The sequence below is a fragment of the Flavobacterium sp. ACN6 genome (assembly GCF_002304005.1).
GTDB lineage: Bacteria > Bacteroidota > Bacteroidia > Flavobacteriales > Flavobacteriaceae > Flavobacterium.
Window position 1 is genome coordinate 212,941 of the sequence record NZ_MRCQ01000002.1, and the last position, 19,441, is coordinate 232,381.

The following is a 19,441-nucleotide window of genomic DNA, read 5'->3' on the forward strand; positions in this document are numbered from 1 at the left end:
TACGATTAATTCATTGACTTTAAATTCACTCTTTTTTGAGTTAAATTATAATTTTTGAATTTATACCTTATAAATGAAGACATCATTTCTTCGTGAGTAGAAATAATTATTTGATTTTTATTAAATTCATTCCTTAATAGTTCTACAAATCCAACTACATTTAATTCATCCATAGTTTGAACTGGATCGTCTATTAATACAATTTTATTTTTAGAATATTTTTTATGTAGAGCAAGAGTAAATGCTATTATTAAAGCTGACAACTGTCCTGAACTCATTGAAAATACAGCGTCAAAAGTTTTTGCTGGATTTGTTTGAAATCGTATACCATTTTTATCAGAATAGATAAACAAACCAAGGCCTCCTTGAAAATCCTGCATTATTCTTCCTGAATATATATGAAAAATTATTTCAATATCCTTAATAACTTTTTTTTGATATTTCTTCAATGATTTATCATAGACATCTTTCATGCCTTTCAATTGCTTACTTAATTTTTCAGCATTTTTAAATTTGGTTTCTTTAATCTCAAGTTCTTTATTCTTTTCAATTAAAATATCACTTTGCAATATAGAATAGTTATATTTTAAATAACGAGTTTTCTTTTTGAGCATATCAAGATCAACCTTTTCCAAAGCTTCATAATTATTATCAAAGTATTCATTAAAATACTCTCTAAAATAATTTTGAATTTTTTCTATTTCGAAATCTCTTCTATTATCCTTTAATGCTAAGATTAATTTTTCTAGTTCAATTTCATGGTCCATTTTCTTTATCTGACTTAGATATGAAACATAATTAAAATCAATTTTAGAAAAATTTAGAATCAAATTATTAAACTTTATCAATTCGAAAGAGCATAATTTGTCAATAAATTGGACATCTACTTTACTCTCTGTTAGATCATTAGTAATATCATTAATTATATCACTAACTATTTCATTTTTAAACTCCTCAAGTCTTTCATTGAATTTTTTACTTTTAACCCCAGTAACCTCCTCTAAATTATCAGATTGAATGGAAATATTTATCAACAATTCATCAATATCCCCCCAATCGTTACCACATAATAAGCAATTCCCTGAAATTTCACCTTCCTCTTCTTTTAATTTTTCAATATTTTTTATTAATTTTTCTCTAGAATCATTAATATTAGAATAAATAGTCTCTAAACTATTTAATTCTTCAATTTCCTTTTTTAGTATTTCAAATTCATCTCTAAAATCATCAATTAAATCTGAATCTAAAAAGCTAAAATTGTCAAAATCATATTCAAAAAATTCATCCTCTAAATCATCAATTGAAAATTCTTTTAATTTTTCTAAATAAGTTAATTTTTGATTGTAGCTTTTTTTTGCTTTTAACAATTCATCCTTTTCTTCTATAAAAGCGTAGAATCGTAAAAAATCATTAAGTAAAATTTCATCTCTTAATAAAGAATTTATTGTTTCATTATGCATATAATCTTTGAACAAGGATTTATTGACTATAAAATAATCCAATTGTGTCATTATTCCATCTTCGTCAAATAAATCTTTATATGACAAAATATTATAATCGAAATCAGGCTCATCCCAAAAAATGTCTTTCTCAGAAAACAATTTAATAAATTCTGTTTCTTCAAAATCTTTGGCTAATATTTCTTGAATTTGCTTAATCTCAGATTTTAATTCACTAATAATCAACCCTTCACTTTCACTACAAATTTTATCTATTTTTTGTTTTAATATTTTTATCACCTCAATCTTATTTTCAAACTCTGAAACATTAAAAAGATGAGAGATATGCTGTTTTCTATTCTTATCTTGATTTTTAAGCAAAAACAAACTGTCTTCTTGCTCTATATAATTTAAATATTTGAAATTTTCTTTATAGTTTCCCCCAAAGATGTTGCTCAAAAAATCTTCTTCATTTGCTATAAGTATTCTTTCTTGCGAATCAAAATTGTCTTTTTCATATAAATGATAGATAGAAAAATCAACTCTATTACTTAAGTCATTTGTTTTTGCAATTCTTTCTAAAAAATAACTCGTTGAATCTTTAACAAATTCAATACATACGACAATATCACCACTAGCTCCTTCATTATAAAAGGGATGTTCTTCATATGATTCCCTACCATCTACAATCAGCTTTTGTAACTCATTGTATCTTCTTATACTTCCCGTAAATAATAACTCAATAGCATCATACAAAGAAGTTTTGCCAAATCCATTAGGTCCATCAAAAATAATTAAATCTGAAGAGCTAAAGTCAACTGTTATTTCTTTAAAGACTTTAAAGTTTTGTATTTTTATCCTTTTAATTTCCATTTTGATTTAGTACAATGATTAACTGTTCATAGATTTCATTTTCAGGCATTTCAATTAGTTCTTCTTTTGTTCTTTCAAATAAATCTAACGTTAAAGTATCATTAAGATTCTTATATATGCTATCATCAATTTTAGCCTTATTGCTTTCTGTCAAATCTAATAATCCATCAACTTGATTAGCCTTTATCATTACAAAAGGTATCTTATGAGCAATTCTATATAATAAGGATTCAAAATTATTATTATTTATACTAGTCTTATGATACTCAAAAACCTCTTCTGTCAATATTTTCTTTTCAATAAAATCCCTAATATTCAACCCGCTAATATTTATCGCTTCAATCAGTTTCTCCTTCTCTTCTTCCGTATATAGTAAAACTTGTTTTTTGAACAAATATGGATTTTCTTCTATATCAATTATCTGATCCTTATTTACTGCATCTAAAGAAATTGGCTTGTGTAATATCAATAAACTAGCATTTTTTTCAAACCATTCATTTTTAACCTTTTCTTTTGCTTGCACAAAATAATCAGCCTGTTTTTCAAGCAATGAACTTAAATCACTGGATTCAACTACCATCCAATAACTATGAACATTTTCATCTTTGAAATAATATACTGGACCTAAATCACTAAGTACACTTTCTAATCCTATATCAATAAGCAACCTATCAATTATTGTTTTCATTTTATCAATTTAATTTTCTTTTAGCCTCTTCAAGAGGTATAAGCGATACTTTACGCCAGTTAGTAATTTTTGTATAAATGGTATCATCATCTTCTACTTTAAAAATATTTGAAGCTTCTTTTTCTAAAGATTCAACTTGGCATCCTTCAGTAATTATATAATCACTATTAAATGGAATATCAACTAAAGTATCTAATGCAACATTTACAATCTTCTCGCTAATCTTTTTCTTACTGTTGCTTGTATCAGACACATCAATTGTTGATGGAAAATATCTTTTGTTATCTACGCAAATCCAGCCGACCTTATTTATTGTATCTTTATCAGAATCTCTTAGTTCTTTAAGAATTAATGCAAGAGCACCTTTAAATTCATCAATATTTAACGAATTATCTTTATATTCTTGTAAGGTCGAAAATTTAACATTTCTGTGGGGCATAATATTTTGTAAAAATATCTGAAATTCAACATCCGTTAACCCATTAAAATATATTAAATAATTGGAAAGTTTCTCCTTAGTTTCGCCATCAATTTCCTCTTCAAGATCAAAGCAAAATTCTTGAAAATATCTATTTAAATCATATCTCAAAACTTGTCGATAATAATTTGAATCATAAATTTTAGCATTAATATCTGAGTTTAATTCTGCAACAAAATTATTTAAGGGAATTGTAAAGTAATAAGCTCCTTCGTTTATTGTTAAACCATTTCTTCTATGATTATTTGCATGAACAGCAATAATCTGACTAGTAATTAACTCTTCTAATGTTTCACTCATTAGTGAAACGTACTCTGGATTATTACTTTCCGCTAACTTTCCAAGGTTCCTTAAACATTCTTGAGTTTTTACGTTTATTTTATTTTGCAAATTTTCAATTTTACAAAATGGTTCTCGATCATATTCATATATAGAAATTGTGGGATGATCAGTTTCTATTTCCAACTTTGTCTTTTCATTTTCTGTTGCCAAATGGAAATATGCATTTCTTTCACATGGAAAACTAATCTTTCTTCTTTCTAGCTTTTCAAAAGCTTCTTGATATGCTGAATAAAAATGACTCTTCATTGCCTTAACTTGGTGCAAACTAACTGGAATCAGAGCACCACCATCATATCTAATAATTGCAAAATCTTCAAGTGAATCAAGTTGCAAATAAAACTCATCAACGTTCTCGTTTAGGATTAATGTGAGAACATGAAGAAGAGCTATTTTTCCTTGGTAGATGAAGCCACTCCATGTATCGGCGGCAGAATGAATATCATTAGGATTTGTTGTCAGCATTTAAAGAAATTTAGCAACTAAAATAAACTATTATATTCATTTAAACATTAAAATTGTAAGGTTAGTTTTAACAAGTTAAAACTAAATACAATAATTAAATATAATTAAATATAATTAAAGTATAAAAAAGTGAAGAATTCAATTGAAACTGTAAATCACTTTTTCTAATTCTTTATTTAAAAAACTATCAAACAAATAGTTATACATAAAATCCGTAAAATACTCATCTTCCAACTCTTCCTCAAATTCAGCAGTAAACTTTTCCAAAGTATTTTCGAAAAATATAGATTGATATTGCACTTTATAGCGTTCATAATTTTCAGCCAAGCTTAGGTATATTTGAGTTAAAGATTGTTTATTCAATTGATCGTCTCGTTTCTCTAAATTGCATTGGCTTAAAAACTCTATGCTATCAGATATAAATTCTGTTGCAGTTGTTCCCAATCCTTTATTAGTTTCCCATTCTGGAAAAGAAATATACATGAAATGAATGATTCTTTGAATAACTCCGTATCTGAATGTTCTTTCATTAGAATTTCAAATGCGCTCATAACAAAGATTTTAGTTTATAATAAAGAATTGGTTTAATATAATTAAAATAATGTTCAACAGTAAATATTATCCATCTAACCACTTATAGCTAAAAAAACAAATACGGCTCCTATACAGGAAACCGCACTCATCAAACTAATTCAAAACTAAATTATAAACTTGCTTTTACTTCGCCGCAGGTCAGCATATTTTTTGGGTAGTAAGGATTTTTAATTTCTTTGCTGTCACTTACCCACTCCGCACTGGTCATTGGGCAGACTTGCAGAAATAATGCAGTATCTTCTGCCTTGAATTTTGGTGCTAGATCCCAAAACTTTACAGAAAGTGATTGAAAAAATTTACGCTGTTTGTTGATGTTTTTAGTTGCGCCAACTTCAGCAGCAAGTTGTATAATTTCTTTTCTTGCTGTAGTTGCTTCGTTCATTTTTTCAAGAGTCAGTTTTTTAAACTTAAAGTTTTGTAATGATTTTTGTAATGCAGCCGCATTCTTAACCACTGCCAGACTATCTGAAATTAAAAGGTTGTTTTTTAAAGCCAGATAATTGTTAGTGATTTCCTTTTTTTGGGCTTCACGTTTTACTGCTAATTCAGGAGCGACTTCTTCTTTTGATGTTAACTGAGCGTGTGCCAGACTGCTTAAGAAAATTAAGGCTATGACTAATACATTTTTCATATCGTGGTTTTATTGAGTTTATTGATGATTTTATCTATTTCTATCAAAATACTTTCGTAATGTTCTTTGTTCAAATCTGCTGCTCCAGTCATTAAGTTTGTTACGTCGTCTCTTAATTTTAAAAGATGCTGTTTGGCATACAATCTCACATCACTGCGCTGCGCTGTGTTCAAAGCTCTAGTACCTTCTGCTTCTTTTGGCAATAACAAGAGGTATAACTTATCAATGTAGCTGCGCTGCAAACTGCGTCTGTAAAAATCTAATTTCTCGTTTCCACTCAATTTTACCCAAACTGTTTGCTGTAAATCGTTTAAAAACTCTGGAACGGTGTAAGCTCCTTCAGACTGCATTGATTTTAAACTGATGTTATACAGCATACCAGAACTCAATAACATATTTAAAACCTGATTCTGCTGGTCTGCAATTTGATCTTCCGTTTTTAAAGCAATATATTGATCGATTTCCTGTGGATACATCCAAAGCGGCGCAACAAACAATTGTCTTCCAACATAATCCACAGCCGCTTTCACTTTGGCTTTAGGAACTGACTTATATACTACACCTTTTTCATCGACAGTTCTTTTGGTTACGTAATTATTTCCAATATTTTTTAGTACATGATACAAGTACAATCCATATTGTTTTACGACTGCTTTGTGCATATCTGATAAATTATCATAAGCATCGTTAGGCTGATATGTCCATTGAATCAAATTAGGAACAACGCGTTTCAAATTCTTGATTCCGTAATCACTTGCAGCTACAGAATCATCACTAAGATCTTCTGTCTGGCTGCGTGGATCTTCGTCTTTTCCTTCGCCTCCAAACCATAATTTAGGATTGGCGGTTAAACTATCAGTCGTTAATTTGGCAAGTGCAGTTTCTTCTTCAAACTCATCTTTCGCTTTTGAAAAATAAGTATATCCCCATTTTACAGCCCATTTGTCGTAAGCTCCAATACGCGGGTAAATTCCTTTTGGGCTAATATTATCTTCTGGCTGTGCCACATAATTAAATCGGGCATAATCCATAATAGAAACGGTATGGCCATTTGCTTCAACCCATTTCTTATCTCTTAATTTTTCTACCGGAGTAGCACTGCTGGCTCCCATATTATGACGCAATCCAATTGTATGTCCAATTTCGTGAGAAGAGACAAAACGAATTAGCTGTCCCATTAATTCATCATCTAAATGCATTTTTCTAGCTCTTGGATCTAAAGGTCCAGCTTGGATCATGTACCATCTCTGCACCAATTTCATCACATTATGATACCATCCTACATGACTTTCGATGATTTCGCCGCTTCTTGGATCGCTTACTCTCGGCCCATACGCATTTGGTGTTTCCGATGCATAATATCTCACTACAGAATATCTGGCATCTTCTAAACTCATTGATGGATCATCTTCCGGCCATTCTTTACCTACAATTGCATTTTTAAAACCAGCGGCTTCAAATGCTTTTTGCCAGTCGTTGATTCCGGCAATTAGGTAAGGTCTCCATTTTTTTGGCGTTGCTGGATCGATGTAATAAACGATTTGTTTTTTGGGTTCAACCAATTCTCCGTTTAGATATTTCTTAATATCCTTGTCCTTTGGCTCCAGACGATAACGCTGAATGATATATTTTGTTTGAGCACGTTGTTCATCATCATCAAACAAAACATATTTATTAGCGAAAAAGCCCACTCTTTCATCTGCAAAACGTTTGCGCATTGGCGTTTTAGGAAGCAGTACAATTGAGGTATTCAATCGTAATGTTACGCTTCCGCTGCTTGATGTCGCATTAGTATACGTTTTTGTAGTTTTTACTTCGATATTAATCGGATAAGTATCTACAGTTTCGACGAAAGATTTATCATCGGCAAGCGAGGTTATTTTTTTCTCTGTTTTCTCTTTACTTTCTATAGAAAACATAGGATTATCTTTCTTGAAAATATCGGTTACATCAATAACAACATTGCCATTATCAGGATTGGTTGTTTTTATTGGAAAAGCAGCTGCAATTGGATTTTCATTACTTCCTGCCAATGCTTTTGCCAGCATCGAATCGGCATTGCGAACATCTTGTTTGTATTGCAGAGATCTTAAATAGACTGTATTATTAGCCCCTTTTTCAAAATAAATAGTCTGTTCGTTTGCTTTTTCTCCACCAAAACGTCCAAAACCTTCAGGAGTCGAAAGATATCTGGTTACTACCAGCATATATCTGTTAAATAAGCTGTCTGGAATTTGAAAGTAATATTTAGTATCCACCTGACTTACAACAAATAATCCCGATTTACTTTTAGCTTTATCGGTAATTACTTTATTATAAGCCTGCATGCCTTTGGACTGCGTACTGGTACTATCTGCTTTTTTTTCTGGAGTCTGAGCAAAACCATGCTGGTGAACAGCCACCAGCATGATTAATAAAATAAATAATTTCTTCATTATAATTAAAATGGAACCTTTTCGTCAGTATTCAAGGTAAGTTTAGGATTCTTTTGCAGTACAGATAAAGGAAATGGTACAATGTACAATCGAGAGTTAGGCTGTAACGTGTACGTTTTTTGAGGAACAGTCTTGTTTACAATTGGAAATACTCTCGTAACCGTTTTTGCATATTCTGTTTCGGTATTTAATCTTTTCAAATCGAAAAAACGGTTGAAACCTAAAAGCAATTCTTTTCTGCGTTCGTTTACAACAAGTTCCATTGTTTCCTTTCTTGTTGCTGGGACAGCTAAATTTACTGTACCAGATAAAATGCGTTTTGCTCTCAATGTATTTAAAACCGCAACTGCTTCATTAAATTTATTGTCTCTCGCATAACATTCTGCCAGCATTAAATATACTTCGGTAGTTTTCATCCCAACTGTAGGATAAAAGAATCTGGTGTACTGTGTTGCCCAATAAGCTGTATTTGAACCTTGATCTAGATTGGTTGCGCTTGTTGAATTGAAAAACAAATTAAAACGTGCATCATTAGTACCAAATAAAGTTCGCAGCTCTGGACTGATGATATAACTTTGTGCAAAATTCATCTCGTTGTAACCAGTCATGTACATATAACTCAAAACCTCAACATTATTTGCTGCTGGAACGGCAAGTGCCGTTGGTCCGCCTTGTGTGTCATAAGCAACCATATCAAATATTTGACTGTTATAACTTAGTGATTTTTCTGCAGCTGCCTGAGCGTTGGCAATTTCACGTTTAAACAAATGAACTTTAGCTTTAAATGCATACGCAAATGCTAATGATGGATGGTAAACGTCAATTGGTTTTTCCTGAAGATAAGGTAATGCATCTTCTATATCTTTCTGAATAAAATCGTAAACCTGTGCTACAGTTGATTTTGAAGGCTGTGCTTCTAAATCAAATTTATCCATAATGCAAATTCCGCCATCTGTGGCTGCCGTCTGCGGATCATATCCTTTAGCATAAGTGTTTATCAATAAAAAATGATCGTAAGCTCTATAGATTTTAGCTTCTGCTTTTGCTAAACGTTTAGTGTTTTCATCACCTTTGCTTTCGTCTACTAATGAAATAATCGTATTCCATCTGTTAATGTAAGTGTAAGCCTGATTGTAAAAGCTGGAACTTCCAAGTAAGGAAACTCTATCGACACTTTCGTCAAAAGTAAAATTGATAATATCAATGTTTGGAGTTCTTCCAATCACGTTTGCTTCTCTCATCCATTGATCGTCTGATAAATATTGAAAGTTATTGATTGGATAACCTCTGTTTGGAAGCGATACCAGTTCAAGAAATTGTTCTGGTGTCTCAATAACTAAAGCTCCTTTTGGTGTAATTTCGGTATAATCTTCGCATGATGCTACTGTTAACATCATCAACGACAGCAGTGTTATATATATCTGTTTCATTTTTTTAAAGAGTAAGGTTAAAGCCAAGTAAATACGTTTTTGGCGATGGCAAATTACGTGTAGCTGCGTTTGCACTGTAAACTTCTGGATCGATACGATTTCCGGCTGCACTCCAATACCAAATGTTATTCATTTGGAAAGTAAATTTAGCCGATGCAATATTCATTCTAGTTGCAAAAGTTTTTGGCAGATTATAACCAAGAGAAATATTTCTAAGTTTAATATAATCTCCATCTACAACATTGGCACTTGAATTTTTCCACTGACTGCTGATTGTACTTGCGTAATTTCTAACACTTTCGTCTAAGTCTACATACAAACGTGTATTGCCATTTTGATTTGTATCTGTATAACGATCTGCAATACCCGACATATTTACAATATCAGAATCCATCGCCAAAACTTCTTTACGCATTACATTTCCACCAGAGAAAACAAATAAGAAATTCAAATCGAATTGTTTATATGAAAATCGCTGTGATAATGAACCTGTATAAGTTGGTATCAAAGTTCCCATATTTACTAATGCATCTGGATTAGTAACTGTTTTTATACTTGTAGAAATTGGGTTTCCATTAGCATCAAAAGTAATTGACGGATTGCCGTTTTCATCTAAAACATAAGGGTATCCGTTAGTTGTTCCTCCATATTGGTAAGCATACAAACTATTGTATAATTCATTTTCTTGGAAAAAATCTACAGGTGAAGATATATAGACAGAGGCAGATGACTGTGCTCTTGTCACTTTTCTTACTGTTGTTTTGTTATGAGCAAATACTACATTAGAAGCTACACGGAAATTACCATTATTAAACCATTCAGATCCAATACTAAATTCAATTCCTTTGTTTAGTAAAGCTCCAGCATTAATTCTTCTTGTCAATGCACCAACTGTAGGATCTAAATCTGTCGTAGCCAATAAGTCGCTACTGTATTTGCGATACAAATCAATACTACCGTTTAACTTCGCTCTAAACAAACTGTAATCTACACCAACGTTTGTGCTTTGCGTTTTCTCCCATCTTAACATTGGGTTTGGCTGTGCTGTAATATTGGTATATTGTAAAGACTGATATAAATTATCGTTTCTTCTTGTAGCAGTAATGTATGGAGTTGTACTTTGGTCTATATTTCCATTAATACCGTAAGTAGTTCTCAATTTCAGCATGCTCACCCATTTTACAGGTTTCATGAATTCTTCATTACTTACATTCCATCCTAAACCTGCGGACCATAATGGACGATTTTTATACTTAGGATCTACTCCAAATAAATCGGCTCTATCTACACGGTAACTTCCTGTTACGTTATATTTTGATAAATAGGTATAACTCGCAGTACTAAAAAAGGAAAGATAGCGGTGTAATATTTCTTTTTGTGTTCTTGCTAAAGCTCCAAGTGTTCTATTATTTCCGAATATATAACTTGAAACTCCCGTTTGGCTTAATGCTAAATTATTTAACACAGCAGAGCTAAGAGTTACAGGATCATAACCATAACGCAATTGTTCAATTGTTCTTGGAAGAAATGTTTCGCGCATTTCAAAACCGGCTAAAGCATTAATCGAATGTTTACCTTCTCCAAATTCTTCCGCATAATCCAATTGATTTCTAAAAGAATAATTGCTGGCCTGACTGCTTGACTGCTCATAACGTCCTCCTGTAGAAAAACCTTCAACTGGCGTGTATACATTTGTAGCTGCATTATATCCTGTTAAGGCATTAATAGCATAACGCATTTTATAAGAGTTGATGTCGTAATACTGCTCATTATCGTTTCTTCTTACCTCATATTGAAACTGCGTATTATAACTTAAACCTCTCCAAATTTTTGCTTTTATATTAGCAAATGCTCTTAAGCTTAATGAATTTTGTTTTTCAATCCCTTCCTGAAGTGAATTTAAAACATTAAAGGTCATTGGTTTAAAACCGCTTAAAGCTGCTAACTTTTCGGCTACAGCCGGATTAATAACACCGCTTGAAGTGAAACCATCTCTAATTCCAACAAATGGAGCTATTACAAGATCTCCGTTATCATCTGTAATGCGTTCGTATCTTTTTTGAATAGTAAGGTAATCATTGTAATCGCCATCGGTTACGTCGTCATTGCTGTAAGTTCCATTTACTCCAAATGTTGCATTCAACCAATTGTTAATTTGAAAACTGCTTTTTGCGTACAGATTAAATGCTCTGCTTTGGTTGAATTTTACACGGTTTTTTGATTCATCATAGTTTAACGACACGTACGTATTCTGCTTACTTGTACTTCCAGAAAATGCAATATTATAACGCTGTCTGAATTCATTCTGCCATACATTATCATGATAATCTTTTATATAGTCGTTTTTTCTCCATTGTGCAATGGTGCCGTCATAATCAGCAGTACTGATTTTTCCTTCTTCCAAATTTCTGTTAAGCTGGTAAAGCGGACTGTAGTATTTCATACTGCTGTTTCCGATATCTCCATAGTTACTGAACATCGTAGCTGTATTGGCAAATCTTGCACGCTCTCTATCATAAACTGCCTGTTCAAGATCGATTATATCGCTCGTAGAAGCGTAATTCATATCTCTTAAATTAGGCTTTTCGGCAATAAAGAAATCTGAATTTATAGTCACTTTTAATTTACCATTACCTTTTTTGGTCGTTAAAACAATAATACCGTTTGCTGCTCTTGAACCATAAATAGAAGCTGCAGCGGCATCTTTAAGAACGTCTACGCTTTCTATATCATAAGGATTAATATCGTTTAGAGTCAATTCTGTCGGTAAACCATCGATTACTAAAAGCGGACTATACCCTACTTGGTCAGAAGAAAAAGTACCAATACCTCTTAGAATTGGTTTATCTGCTGCGGCTCCACTTGGATTTTTCTGAAACATCAAACCTGCCACACGACCTTCAAGCGCGCTTGATAAATCTGCATTGATGTTTTCGTTTAATGTTTTTTCGTCAACTTTAGCAATTGCACCTGTAAAATTACTTCTTGCTATAGTTTGAAAACCCGTCACCACCACTTCTTTCATTGCAGCAACCTTGTCTTCTACCACAACAGTCAATTCTGCACGTCCGTCTACAGCGATAGATTTTTTCTCTATCGTTAATCCCGTTAATTCCAGTATGGCATTTGATGGTACTTTATCAAAAGTAAAACTTCCGTCAAAATCTGTTACACTAACTCTGTTAGTACCTGCAAGAGTAATCGATACGCCTGGAAAAGGTTCGTTTTTATTATTTACGACCTTTCCTCGGATATCGATTAATCCGTTTCCCAAGCTTTCCGCTTTTTCTTTTGCATCGGTTACCACAATTGTTTGGTTGGTAAGCGTGTACTTTAAATTTTGGGAATTAAAAATCTGATTCAGCGTTTCCTTTAATGCAGTATTCTTCACATTAATAGTTACAGGTTTCGAGTCTTTCAGCAGTTTCTGCGTATAAAAAACTTCGTAATTAGCCTGTTTTGCCACTTCTTTCAGCACGGTTTCAAGTGGTGCATCTTTAAATTTAATGGTGATGTTCTGTGCTTTTCCTGTAAAACTGCAAAGCAGCATAAATAACATACTGAAGCCCCATAAACAAGTAGAAAAATTAGATCTGGGAATCCTTTTTTTGATTTTTTTGTAAGGTTTTTTTGGTTGTAAATTAAATTTCATACATTTACATTTGGTTATAGTTAAACAATAGGTGGACAAACTTATACTGGCTATAAACTTTTATAACAACCAGAAGCATCGCAACTGCTTCTGGTTTTTTAGTTTATAGTCTCAATATAATCGGGTAAATTTAAAATCAGGGATATACAATAATTGTTTTTCCTTCAACCTTAAATTTTATATTACTAAGCTCAAGTACTTTTAATACCTCAGACAAATTTTTATTCATAAACGTACCTCCATTAAATCTCACATCCGAAACATCGCCGCGGTATTCTACTTTAATTCCGTACCAGCGTTCTAATTGTTTCATAACTGATTTTAAGTCGGCATTATCAAATTTAAATCGGCCGTTCTTCCATGCCACTGCAGCTTCGGTATCGACTTCTTTAATTTTAATTTTACTAAAATTGTCAGATACACTAGACTGTTGTCCTGGTTTTAAAATTGATTTTTGATTTTTATACGAAACTGCAACACTTCCTTCTAACAAAGTAGTTTTTAAAACCGATTCATTGTTATAAGCATGTACGTTAAAATGCGTTCCAAGGACTTCAATAGATTGATCGCCTGATTTTACGATAAAGGGTTTGTTTTTATTTTTGGCTACTTCAAAATAGGCTTCTCCTTCTAACTCCACAACTCTTTGATCGCCATTAAACTGTGTTGGATATTTAATGGACGAAACTGTGTTAAGATACACTTTGGTACCGTCTGCCAAAATAATATTATACTGCCCGCCTGTTGGTGTTGAAAGTGTATTGAAGGAATCACCATCATCTTTTGAACCAGCTGCATTTGGGTTTATTACATAGGTAATAACGCCATTTGCGCCCATCTTAATGGTTACTTCTTCTTCATCTCCTTCTTTGGCAATAGTATCTTTTCCAGAAATAGCAGACAAAACAATTTGTTTTCCGTTAGAAAGTGTCAAAATTCCTCTTGTTCCTCCAGGAGCAATTTCCTGTGGCTTTGCTGCAACCGTAGTAATTTGTTCTTTTGGTTTTATAAAGTAAAATATTCCAGAACCTAAAAGTACTGCTAATGATGCCGCAACAGCAATGCGCGGCCAAAGAGAAATTACTTTTTTATCCTGCTGTAATGGCAGATTCGATTTTAAATAATTATAACTGTCTTCCAGTTCATATTCGCTGAGCTGTAAATTGCTGTTAGAAGCCTTATGTAAATACCAAGCGTCCAGCTTATCGCTTTCTTCCATAGATAAAGTACCTTCTTGATGCTTTTTCAGCAATGTTAAGATTTCAGTTTTATTCATAATTACAACACGAAATTTTTGTCCTGTTTTATATAAGACAGTTAGAAATGACTTTTGTCATAGATAATGACGAAAAAAAATTAAAAAAATATTATTAGATCATTAACAAATCTTGAAATACGTTATTTTTTGTTTACCAATCAGCCTGTTATAAGTAAGATTCTGCTATAGAAATTAACAAAAACAACATAATACTTTACCAAATGAAAACTCCCATTAAAGACTTGAGTTTTTCACGCAGAATTTTGAGCGAATTATATACTTGCTGTTTGGCTGTTTTGTCTGTAATATTTAATTGAAGGGCAATTTCTTCATACGATAGTTCTTCTACTTTTCTCAAAAGAAAAACTTCCCGCATTTTTTCTGGAAGTAAAGCAATTTCTTTTGCTATAATCGATTCTAATTCTTCTTCTCTAAGATTAGAATCTGCAAAAACATAGTCGTTTTCAACAAAGTGCGAAATAGAATCAGCGTAGCGCGAAACCACTTTTTCGTGCGCGATATAATTAAGTACTCGATTTTTTACTGCTTTGTATAAGTAGGAAGAAAGAGATCCTGTAATGGATAGTTCGTTACGTTTGTTCCAGATCGAAAGAAAGACCTCTTGAACAACATCATTGGCCTCATCTTGATTTTCAAGAATTTTATAGGCGTGATTAATTAGGATTTTAGAATACCTTTTAAAAATTTCGGTATAGGCTGATTGATCGTCTTCCTTAAGAAGATCTAATAAAATATCATCAGCATATTCGCTATAAAGAGGCATTAATAAAAAGGATTGAAGATCAAAAAACGCAATATTAAACATTTTTTATGTTAAATACTAAAACATAAAGAAAAGGGCGGCATTATCTGTAATATTTATATTGAGTTTATGTAAGGCTCTTATTTTTAACAAGTTTTAACTGCTTCTTACCACAAAAAACAATATTTCTTCTTCTAATTCTTTAGATAAGTTTTCACATTCCAATTTACGGCGGAAATTTTTTTCAAATTTCTTCTGATAAACTTGAGCATCAACAACATTATTACAATAATCATCACAAATTGTTCTGAACTTTTCATTGTTTAAGTAAAGAAATTTGATAGATTCAAAGTGTTCCGCAAATCTGATATTATATAATTCTTCAGGCACAGACATAATTTGGAGTTTAAGATTTAAATTAATCATAAGGTATCTCAGGAATAATCTAGTAAATCATTTCACACCGAAATTATAAATTAAAAACACTGTTTTATTGAGAAAGAGGTTGCAAATTATAATTTGCAACAATATTCAATCTGATGATCGTTTTTTGAAACAAGTTTTATCTAAATCGAACGACAAACCTAACAGGTTTTTAAAACCTGTTAGGTTTCTTATGATACGATCTGCATCCTAAATAAATCTCACGGCAAACCTGACAGGTTTTTAAAACCTGTCAGGTTTATTAGTATTATAAATATTTGTATCCGCTTAATCCAGCCTAAACCATTCATTTACTTCCTGAGAAATTGTTTCTTTTATTTCAGGATTTTCAAATTCATTAGAAGCTGCATTATACACATAATCTTTCTGCCATTTTTTATAATGCAGGGAGATTTGTTCAATTGCATCGCAGATAAACGTAACTTCATCATTTGTCATAATCGGATGCAGTGATAAACGCACCCAACCCGGTTTATTGGTTTGGTTTCTTTCTAAAAGTTCGTTTGTAATGAGTTCCGATTTTTTTTCGTTTATATTGAAAAGATAATGCGCATAAGTACTCGCGCAAGACCAGCCGCCGCGAACCTGAATTCCGAAACGGTCATTTAAAAGCCGAACGATTAAGTTGTAGTGAATATCTTCGATAACAAAAGAAACGCATCCAATTCGGTCTGTCTGAAGATCTCCTAAAATGGACAAACCTTTTATTTTTTGAAGTCTAGAAAAACAAAGATCAAGCAGTTCTTTTTCTCTGTTTTTAATATTTAAAACGCCCATTTTATCTTTTAATTCCAAAGCTAAGGCAGTTCTTATTACTTGTAGAAAGCCTGGCGTCCCGCCATCTTCTCTAACTTCTATGACCTCGCTATAACAATATTTACCCAGCGGATTCGTCCATTTTACATTTCCTCCGCCCGGATTATCCGGAAAATTAGATTTGTACAATTCCTCATTAAAAACCAAAACGCCGCAAGTTCCTGGTCCGCCTAAAAATTTATGAGGCGAAAAGAAAATTGCATCTAATTGCTGTTGCGGATCTTTTGGATGCATATCGATTTTGACATAAGGCGCCGAAGCAGCAAAATCAACAAAACAAAGTCCGCCGTTTTGATGCATGATTTTAGCCAGTTCATGATACGGCGTAATAATTCCCGTAACATTCGAACAAGCTGTAAATGAACCAATTTTCAAACTTCTGTCTGCATATTTTTTTATTTCTTCAGAAAGAATATTCGGATCAACCAGATTATTTTGATCAGCAGGCAGAATCACAACTTCCGCATTGGTTTCGTACCAGGAAACTTGATTCGAATGATGTTCCATGTGCGTAATAAAAACCACAGGTTTATCATTTTCATCAATCGCTCTCAGTCCCATTATCCTTTGCAATTTCGACAAAGCGGCCGTCATTCCAGTTCCAGTTGTAATCAAAACATCAGATTCATTTGCGTTCACCGATTTTTTAATGATATCTCTCGCATATTGATAGGCATAAGTTGAAGTCTTTCCTGTCTGGCTTGAAAGTGAATGCGTATTGGCAATCATCGGTCCCATTTTATTGAGCATAATATCTTCGATCGGAGCATACAATCTGCCGCTGGCAACCCAATCTGCATATAACAGATTTTGTTTTCCATAAACCGATCTAAAAGTATGATCTACACCTACTGTATTTTCTCTAAACTTAGAAAAATAGCTTTCTAATTCAATTGGTTTCGTTTGTGTCTCAATAGCATTCATTTCCTTATCATTTTATATTAACTAAATTTATTATTGATTGAATCTTCTTTGAAGAATTCAAAAACTTCAAAGTAATTGAAGTTTATTTGTCATTCTGAACGAAGAATCGCACTAGAATCTCAACATTCTTTGGCCAATTCCGCTTGTGATTCTTCGTTCCTCAGAATCACAAAAAAGTTACTTTTCTAAAAGTGATTTAAGCGTAGCCTGCAATTCTTCTCCGTGCAGATTTTTTGCTACGATAATGCCTTTTGAGTCCACTAAATAATTCGCTGGAATTGCTCTTACGCCATATAATTTAGCGACTGCACTGTTCCAAAAAGCCAAATCTGATACTTGAGTCCAGTTTAAATTATCGTCCTGAATTCCTTTAACCCAGTTTTCTTTCTTTTTATCCAAAGAAATTGCCACAATATTGAATCCTTTATCGTGAAATTCTTTGTAAGCTGCTACAATATTTGGATTCTCTTTTCGGCAAGGTCCGCACCACGAAGCCCAGAAATCTACTAAAGTGTATCCTTTCAGATTTTCAGAAAAACGAACTGGTTTACCTTCTGGATCATTTGCTGTAAAATCAGGGGCTTTTTTTCCAACCGACAATCCGTTTAAAACAGTAACCAGTTCTTTTAATTCTTTCACGTAAGTGTTATTTTGCTGACTTTTATCAAGCAGGGCAATATTTTGAGTAATTTGCTCTGGAGTTAATCGATAAGACCAATTTCTGTATAATACGTAAGCAGAAACAATGGATTTTGGATGCTCTGTAATGAATTTACTAATTTCTAGATCTTTCGTTTTTCTGTACGTATCAAACAAAGTTTGAGAAGCTGAACCTTCAACTACAGATGTACTGTAATATTTCAGCGGACTAAGTTTAACGGTAATTGGTTCTTTTTCAAGGAAAATATAGAACGGACTATTTTCTGTGTTTACGCTTAATCCGTATAATTCTGGAGTTTTAACTTTGGTTTTAAAGCTAAAATTTCCATCTTTCACTTTTGCCGAATCAATCGTAGTAAACATTTTATTATGAAACTTTTGCAAGTAAACATATGGAACCACGGTGTCTAAAACCGTTCCTTTTAATTGTAAATTATTTTCTTGTGCCTGAGTTTGGATAACTCCAAAAAATAGGGCAAAACCTAATAGTATTTTTTTCATTTTATTTTGATTTTTAGTTTAAGGTTGAGACAAAAGAATTCCCAGGCCAAAGTCAAAAGGCTTCTAGAAAATATAGTTAATAAAAAAATTAAGGGAGAATTTTAGGTCTTCACATTCGAAAAAAAGCAAGACTATTTTCTTCGAAAATTAAATTCAAAAGTTCATAACTCGTATATAAGATTGATTCGTTTTTCATTTTAAAATAAATCATTTTAGTACTAATGAACTTATTCAGATTTGAGGAAATCTTCTTATCTATCCACCTTAGTGGAAGGATTTAGCACCTTATTTGGCAACAGGTTGCTAAGACATCAATGGGCCTATTCCCTCAGTCTTTCTGGATAAGTATCATACAGAAATTTTCTGTGGTACAAATATATATATTAATTCTATCAAATTAGTAGTATTAAAGAATATTTTTTTGATAATTATTTAAACAGATTAACTTCAAGCACTTTAAAACACTGAATTACATCAACTTAAAAGCTAAAAATGTTTATTTAGATTTTAGATTTTATAACAGAAATTCATACTCTTTATAGAATAAATGAACTCTACAAATATTTTAACCGCATAAAAAAACTCACTTCGCTTTTGAAATGAGTTTTGTAACTATCTCTTAAACCAGACTTGCTTATTTATTCTTTCTCTTTTTAGCACTTTCTGTCTGTAGTTTAACACTGTCTTTCTGTACTCCTTTTGCAGGCGTATAAGTAGAACCGTCTTGTACACTTTCTCCTGGTCCGCTTCCTGTACCTTCAGTACTTTTAGATTCGTCGCGGGCAGTTGTTCCAGCCTCTGCACTTTGAGTTGTTTCAATATTAGTTTGATCGCTCGGCGCATTTGCTGTAGTATCTTTTGGTGTTTCTGTACTATCAACAGGAACTATATTCGTTTCTATTTTATCGCTGTACCCATCATTCTTTTTACAAGAAGATAACAATCCGACCAAAACAACAAGAAACAGGATATTCAATTTCAATAAAGCTTTCATAATAAATGTTTTAAATATTTATAAAAGCTAAGTAACTATTAATAAAACGGTTAATCT

At 32.3% G+C, this 19,441-nt stretch carries 14 protein-coding genes and 1 riboswitch; all 14 genes read right to left on the reverse strand.

What is annotated here, in order from left to right:
• Nucleotides 1-5 precede the first annotated feature (5 nt).
• A complete protein-coding gene (locus BSF42_RS03885) occupies nt 6-2,312 on the reverse strand; it encodes an AAA family ATPase (protein ID WP_095951812.1) in 2,307 nt (768 codons plus the stop codon).
• Complete coding sequence (locus BSF42_RS03890; protein WP_095951813.1) at nt 2,302-3,000, reverse strand: ABC-three component system middle component 1; 699 nt, start codon at nt 2,998-3,000, stop codon at nt 2,302-2,304. The genes BSF42_RS03885 and BSF42_RS03890 overlap by 11 nt, the downstream gene beginning before the upstream one ends.
• 4 nt (nt 3,001-3,004) lie before the next feature.
• The gene (locus tag BSF42_RS03895; protein WP_095951814.1) at nt 3,005-4,282 is read right to left on the reverse strand and encodes an ABC-three component system protein; all 1,278 of its coding nucleotides are present in this window, start codon (nt 4,280-4,282) and stop codon (nt 3,005-3,007) included.
• 138 nt (nt 4,283-4,420) lie between these two features.
• On the reverse strand, nt 4,421-4,765 hold the full coding sequence (locus tag BSF42_RS03900; protein ID WP_095951815.1) for a hypothetical protein: 345 nt from the start codon (nt 4,763-4,765) through the stop codon (nt 4,421-4,423).
• 220 nt (nt 4,766-4,985) lie between these two features.
• Nucleotides 4,986-5,507 carry a DUF3347 domain-containing protein gene (locus BSF42_RS03905; RefSeq protein WP_095951816.1) on the reverse strand — a complete coding sequence of 174 codons (522 nt, stop codon included), beginning with the start codon at nt 5,505-5,507 and terminating at the stop codon, nt 4,986-4,988.
• Nucleotides 5,504-7,942, reverse strand: a complete 2,439-nt coding sequence (locus BSF42_RS03910; protein WP_095951817.1) for a zinc-dependent metalloprotease — start codon at nt 7,940-7,942, stop codon at nt 5,504-5,506. The genes BSF42_RS03905 and BSF42_RS03910 overlap by 4 nt, the downstream gene beginning before the upstream one ends.
• A 5-nt stretch (nt 7,943-7,947) precedes the next feature.
• Nucleotides 7,948-9,372 (reverse strand): RagB/SusD family nutrient uptake outer membrane protein, encoded by a 1,425-nt coding sequence (locus BSF42_RS03915; protein ID WP_095952059.1) that lies wholly within the window; start codon nt 9,370-9,372, stop codon nt 7,948-7,950.
• A gap of 4 nt (nt 9,373-9,376) precedes the next feature.
• A complete protein-coding gene (locus BSF42_RS03920) occupies nt 9,377-13,024 on the reverse strand; it encodes a SusC/RagA family TonB-linked outer membrane protein (RefSeq protein WP_095951818.1) in 3,648 nt (1,215 codons plus the stop codon).
• A gap of 136 nt (nt 13,025-13,160) precedes the next feature.
• A complete protein-coding gene (locus BSF42_RS03925) occupies nt 13,161-14,300 on the reverse strand; it encodes a FecR family protein (RefSeq protein ID WP_095951819.1) in 1,140 nt (379 codons plus the stop codon).
• A gap of 196 nt (nt 14,301-14,496) precedes the next feature.
• On the reverse strand, nt 14,497-15,108 hold the full coding sequence (locus tag BSF42_RS03930) for an RNA polymerase sigma factor (protein ID WP_253250972.1): 612 nt from the start codon (nt 15,106-15,108) through the stop codon (nt 14,497-14,499).
• Between the two features lie 93 nt (nt 15,109-15,201).
• A complete protein-coding gene (locus BSF42_RS03935; protein ID WP_253250973.1) occupies nt 15,202-15,441 on the reverse strand; it encodes a hypothetical protein in 240 nt (79 codons plus the stop codon).
• Nucleotides 15,442-15,756: 315 nt separating this feature from the next.
• Nucleotides 15,757-17,229, reverse strand: a complete 1,473-nt coding sequence (locus tag BSF42_RS03940) for an aminotransferase class V-fold PLP-dependent enzyme (protein ID WP_095951821.1) — start codon at nt 17,227-17,229, stop codon at nt 15,757-15,759.
• Nucleotides 17,230-17,406: 177 nt separating this feature from the next.
• On the reverse strand, nt 17,407-18,390 hold the full coding sequence (locus BSF42_RS03945) for a TlpA disulfide reductase family protein (protein WP_095951822.1): 984 nt from the start codon (nt 18,388-18,390) through the stop codon (nt 17,407-17,409).
• 248 nt (nt 18,391-18,638) lie between these two features.
• Nucleotides 18,639-18,738, reverse strand: a riboswitch (SAM riboswitch).
• 286 nt (nt 18,739-19,024) lie between these two features.
• On the reverse strand, nt 19,025-19,384 hold the full coding sequence (locus BSF42_RS03950; protein WP_095951823.1) for a hypothetical protein: 360 nt from the start codon (nt 19,382-19,384) through the stop codon (nt 19,025-19,027).
• Between the last annotated feature and the right edge of the window lie 57 nt (nt 19,385-19,441).

What these genes read in the sequence shown, in the direction of transcription:
- BSF42_RS03900 (WP_095951815.1), bottom strand. Translation starts at nt 4,765, where the DNA reads ATGTATATTTCTTTTCCAGAATGGGAAACTAATAAAGGATTGGGAACA.
- BSF42_RS03940 (WP_095951821.1), bottom strand. Translation starts at nt 17,229, where the DNA reads ATGAATGCTATTGAGACACAAACGAAACCAATTGAATTAGAAAGCTAT.
- BSF42_RS03905 (WP_095951816.1), bottom strand. Translation starts at nt 5,507, where the DNA reads ATGAAAAATGTATTAGTCATAGCCTTAATTTTCTTAAGCAGTCTGGCA.
- BSF42_RS03915 (WP_095952059.1), bottom strand. Translation starts at nt 9,372, where the DNA reads ATGAAACAGATATATATAACACTGCTGTCGTTGATGATGTTAACAGTA.
- BSF42_RS03920 (WP_095951818.1), bottom strand. Translation starts at nt 13,024, where the DNA reads ATGAAATTTAATTTACAACCAAAAAAACCTTACAAAAAAATCAAAAAA.
- BSF42_RS03885 (WP_095951812.1), bottom strand. Translation starts at nt 2,312, where the DNA reads ATGGAAATTAAAAGGATAAAAATACAAAACTTTAAAGTCTTTAAAGAA.
- BSF42_RS03925 (WP_095951819.1), bottom strand. Translation starts at nt 14,300, where the DNA reads ATGAATAAAACTGAAATCTTAACATTGCTGAAAAAGCATCAAGAAGGT.
- BSF42_RS03910 (WP_095951817.1), bottom strand. Translation starts at nt 7,942, where the DNA reads ATGAAGAAATTATTTATTTTATTAATCATGCTGGTGGCTGTTCACCAG.
- BSF42_RS03935 (WP_253250973.1), bottom strand. Translation starts at nt 15,441, where the DNA reads ATGTCTGTGCCTGAAGAATTATATAATATCAGATTTGCGGAACACTTT.
- BSF42_RS03950 (WP_095951823.1), bottom strand. Translation starts at nt 19,384, where the DNA reads ATGAAAGCTTTATTGAAATTGAATATCCTGTTTCTTGTTGTTTTGGTC.
- BSF42_RS03890 (WP_095951813.1), bottom strand. Translation starts at nt 3,000, where the DNA reads ATGAAAACAATAATTGATAGGTTGCTTATTGATATAGGATTAGAAAGT.
- BSF42_RS03930 (WP_253250972.1), bottom strand. Translation starts at nt 15,108, where the DNA reads ATGTTTAATATTGCGTTTTTTGATCTTCAATCCTTTTTATTAATGCCT.
- BSF42_RS03895 (WP_095951814.1), bottom strand. Translation starts at nt 4,282, where the DNA reads ATGCTGACAACAAATCCTAATGATATTCATTCTGCCGCCGATACATGG.
- BSF42_RS03945 (WP_095951822.1), bottom strand. Translation starts at nt 18,390, where the DNA reads ATGAAAAAAATACTATTAGGTTTTGCCCTATTTTTTGGAGTTATCCAA.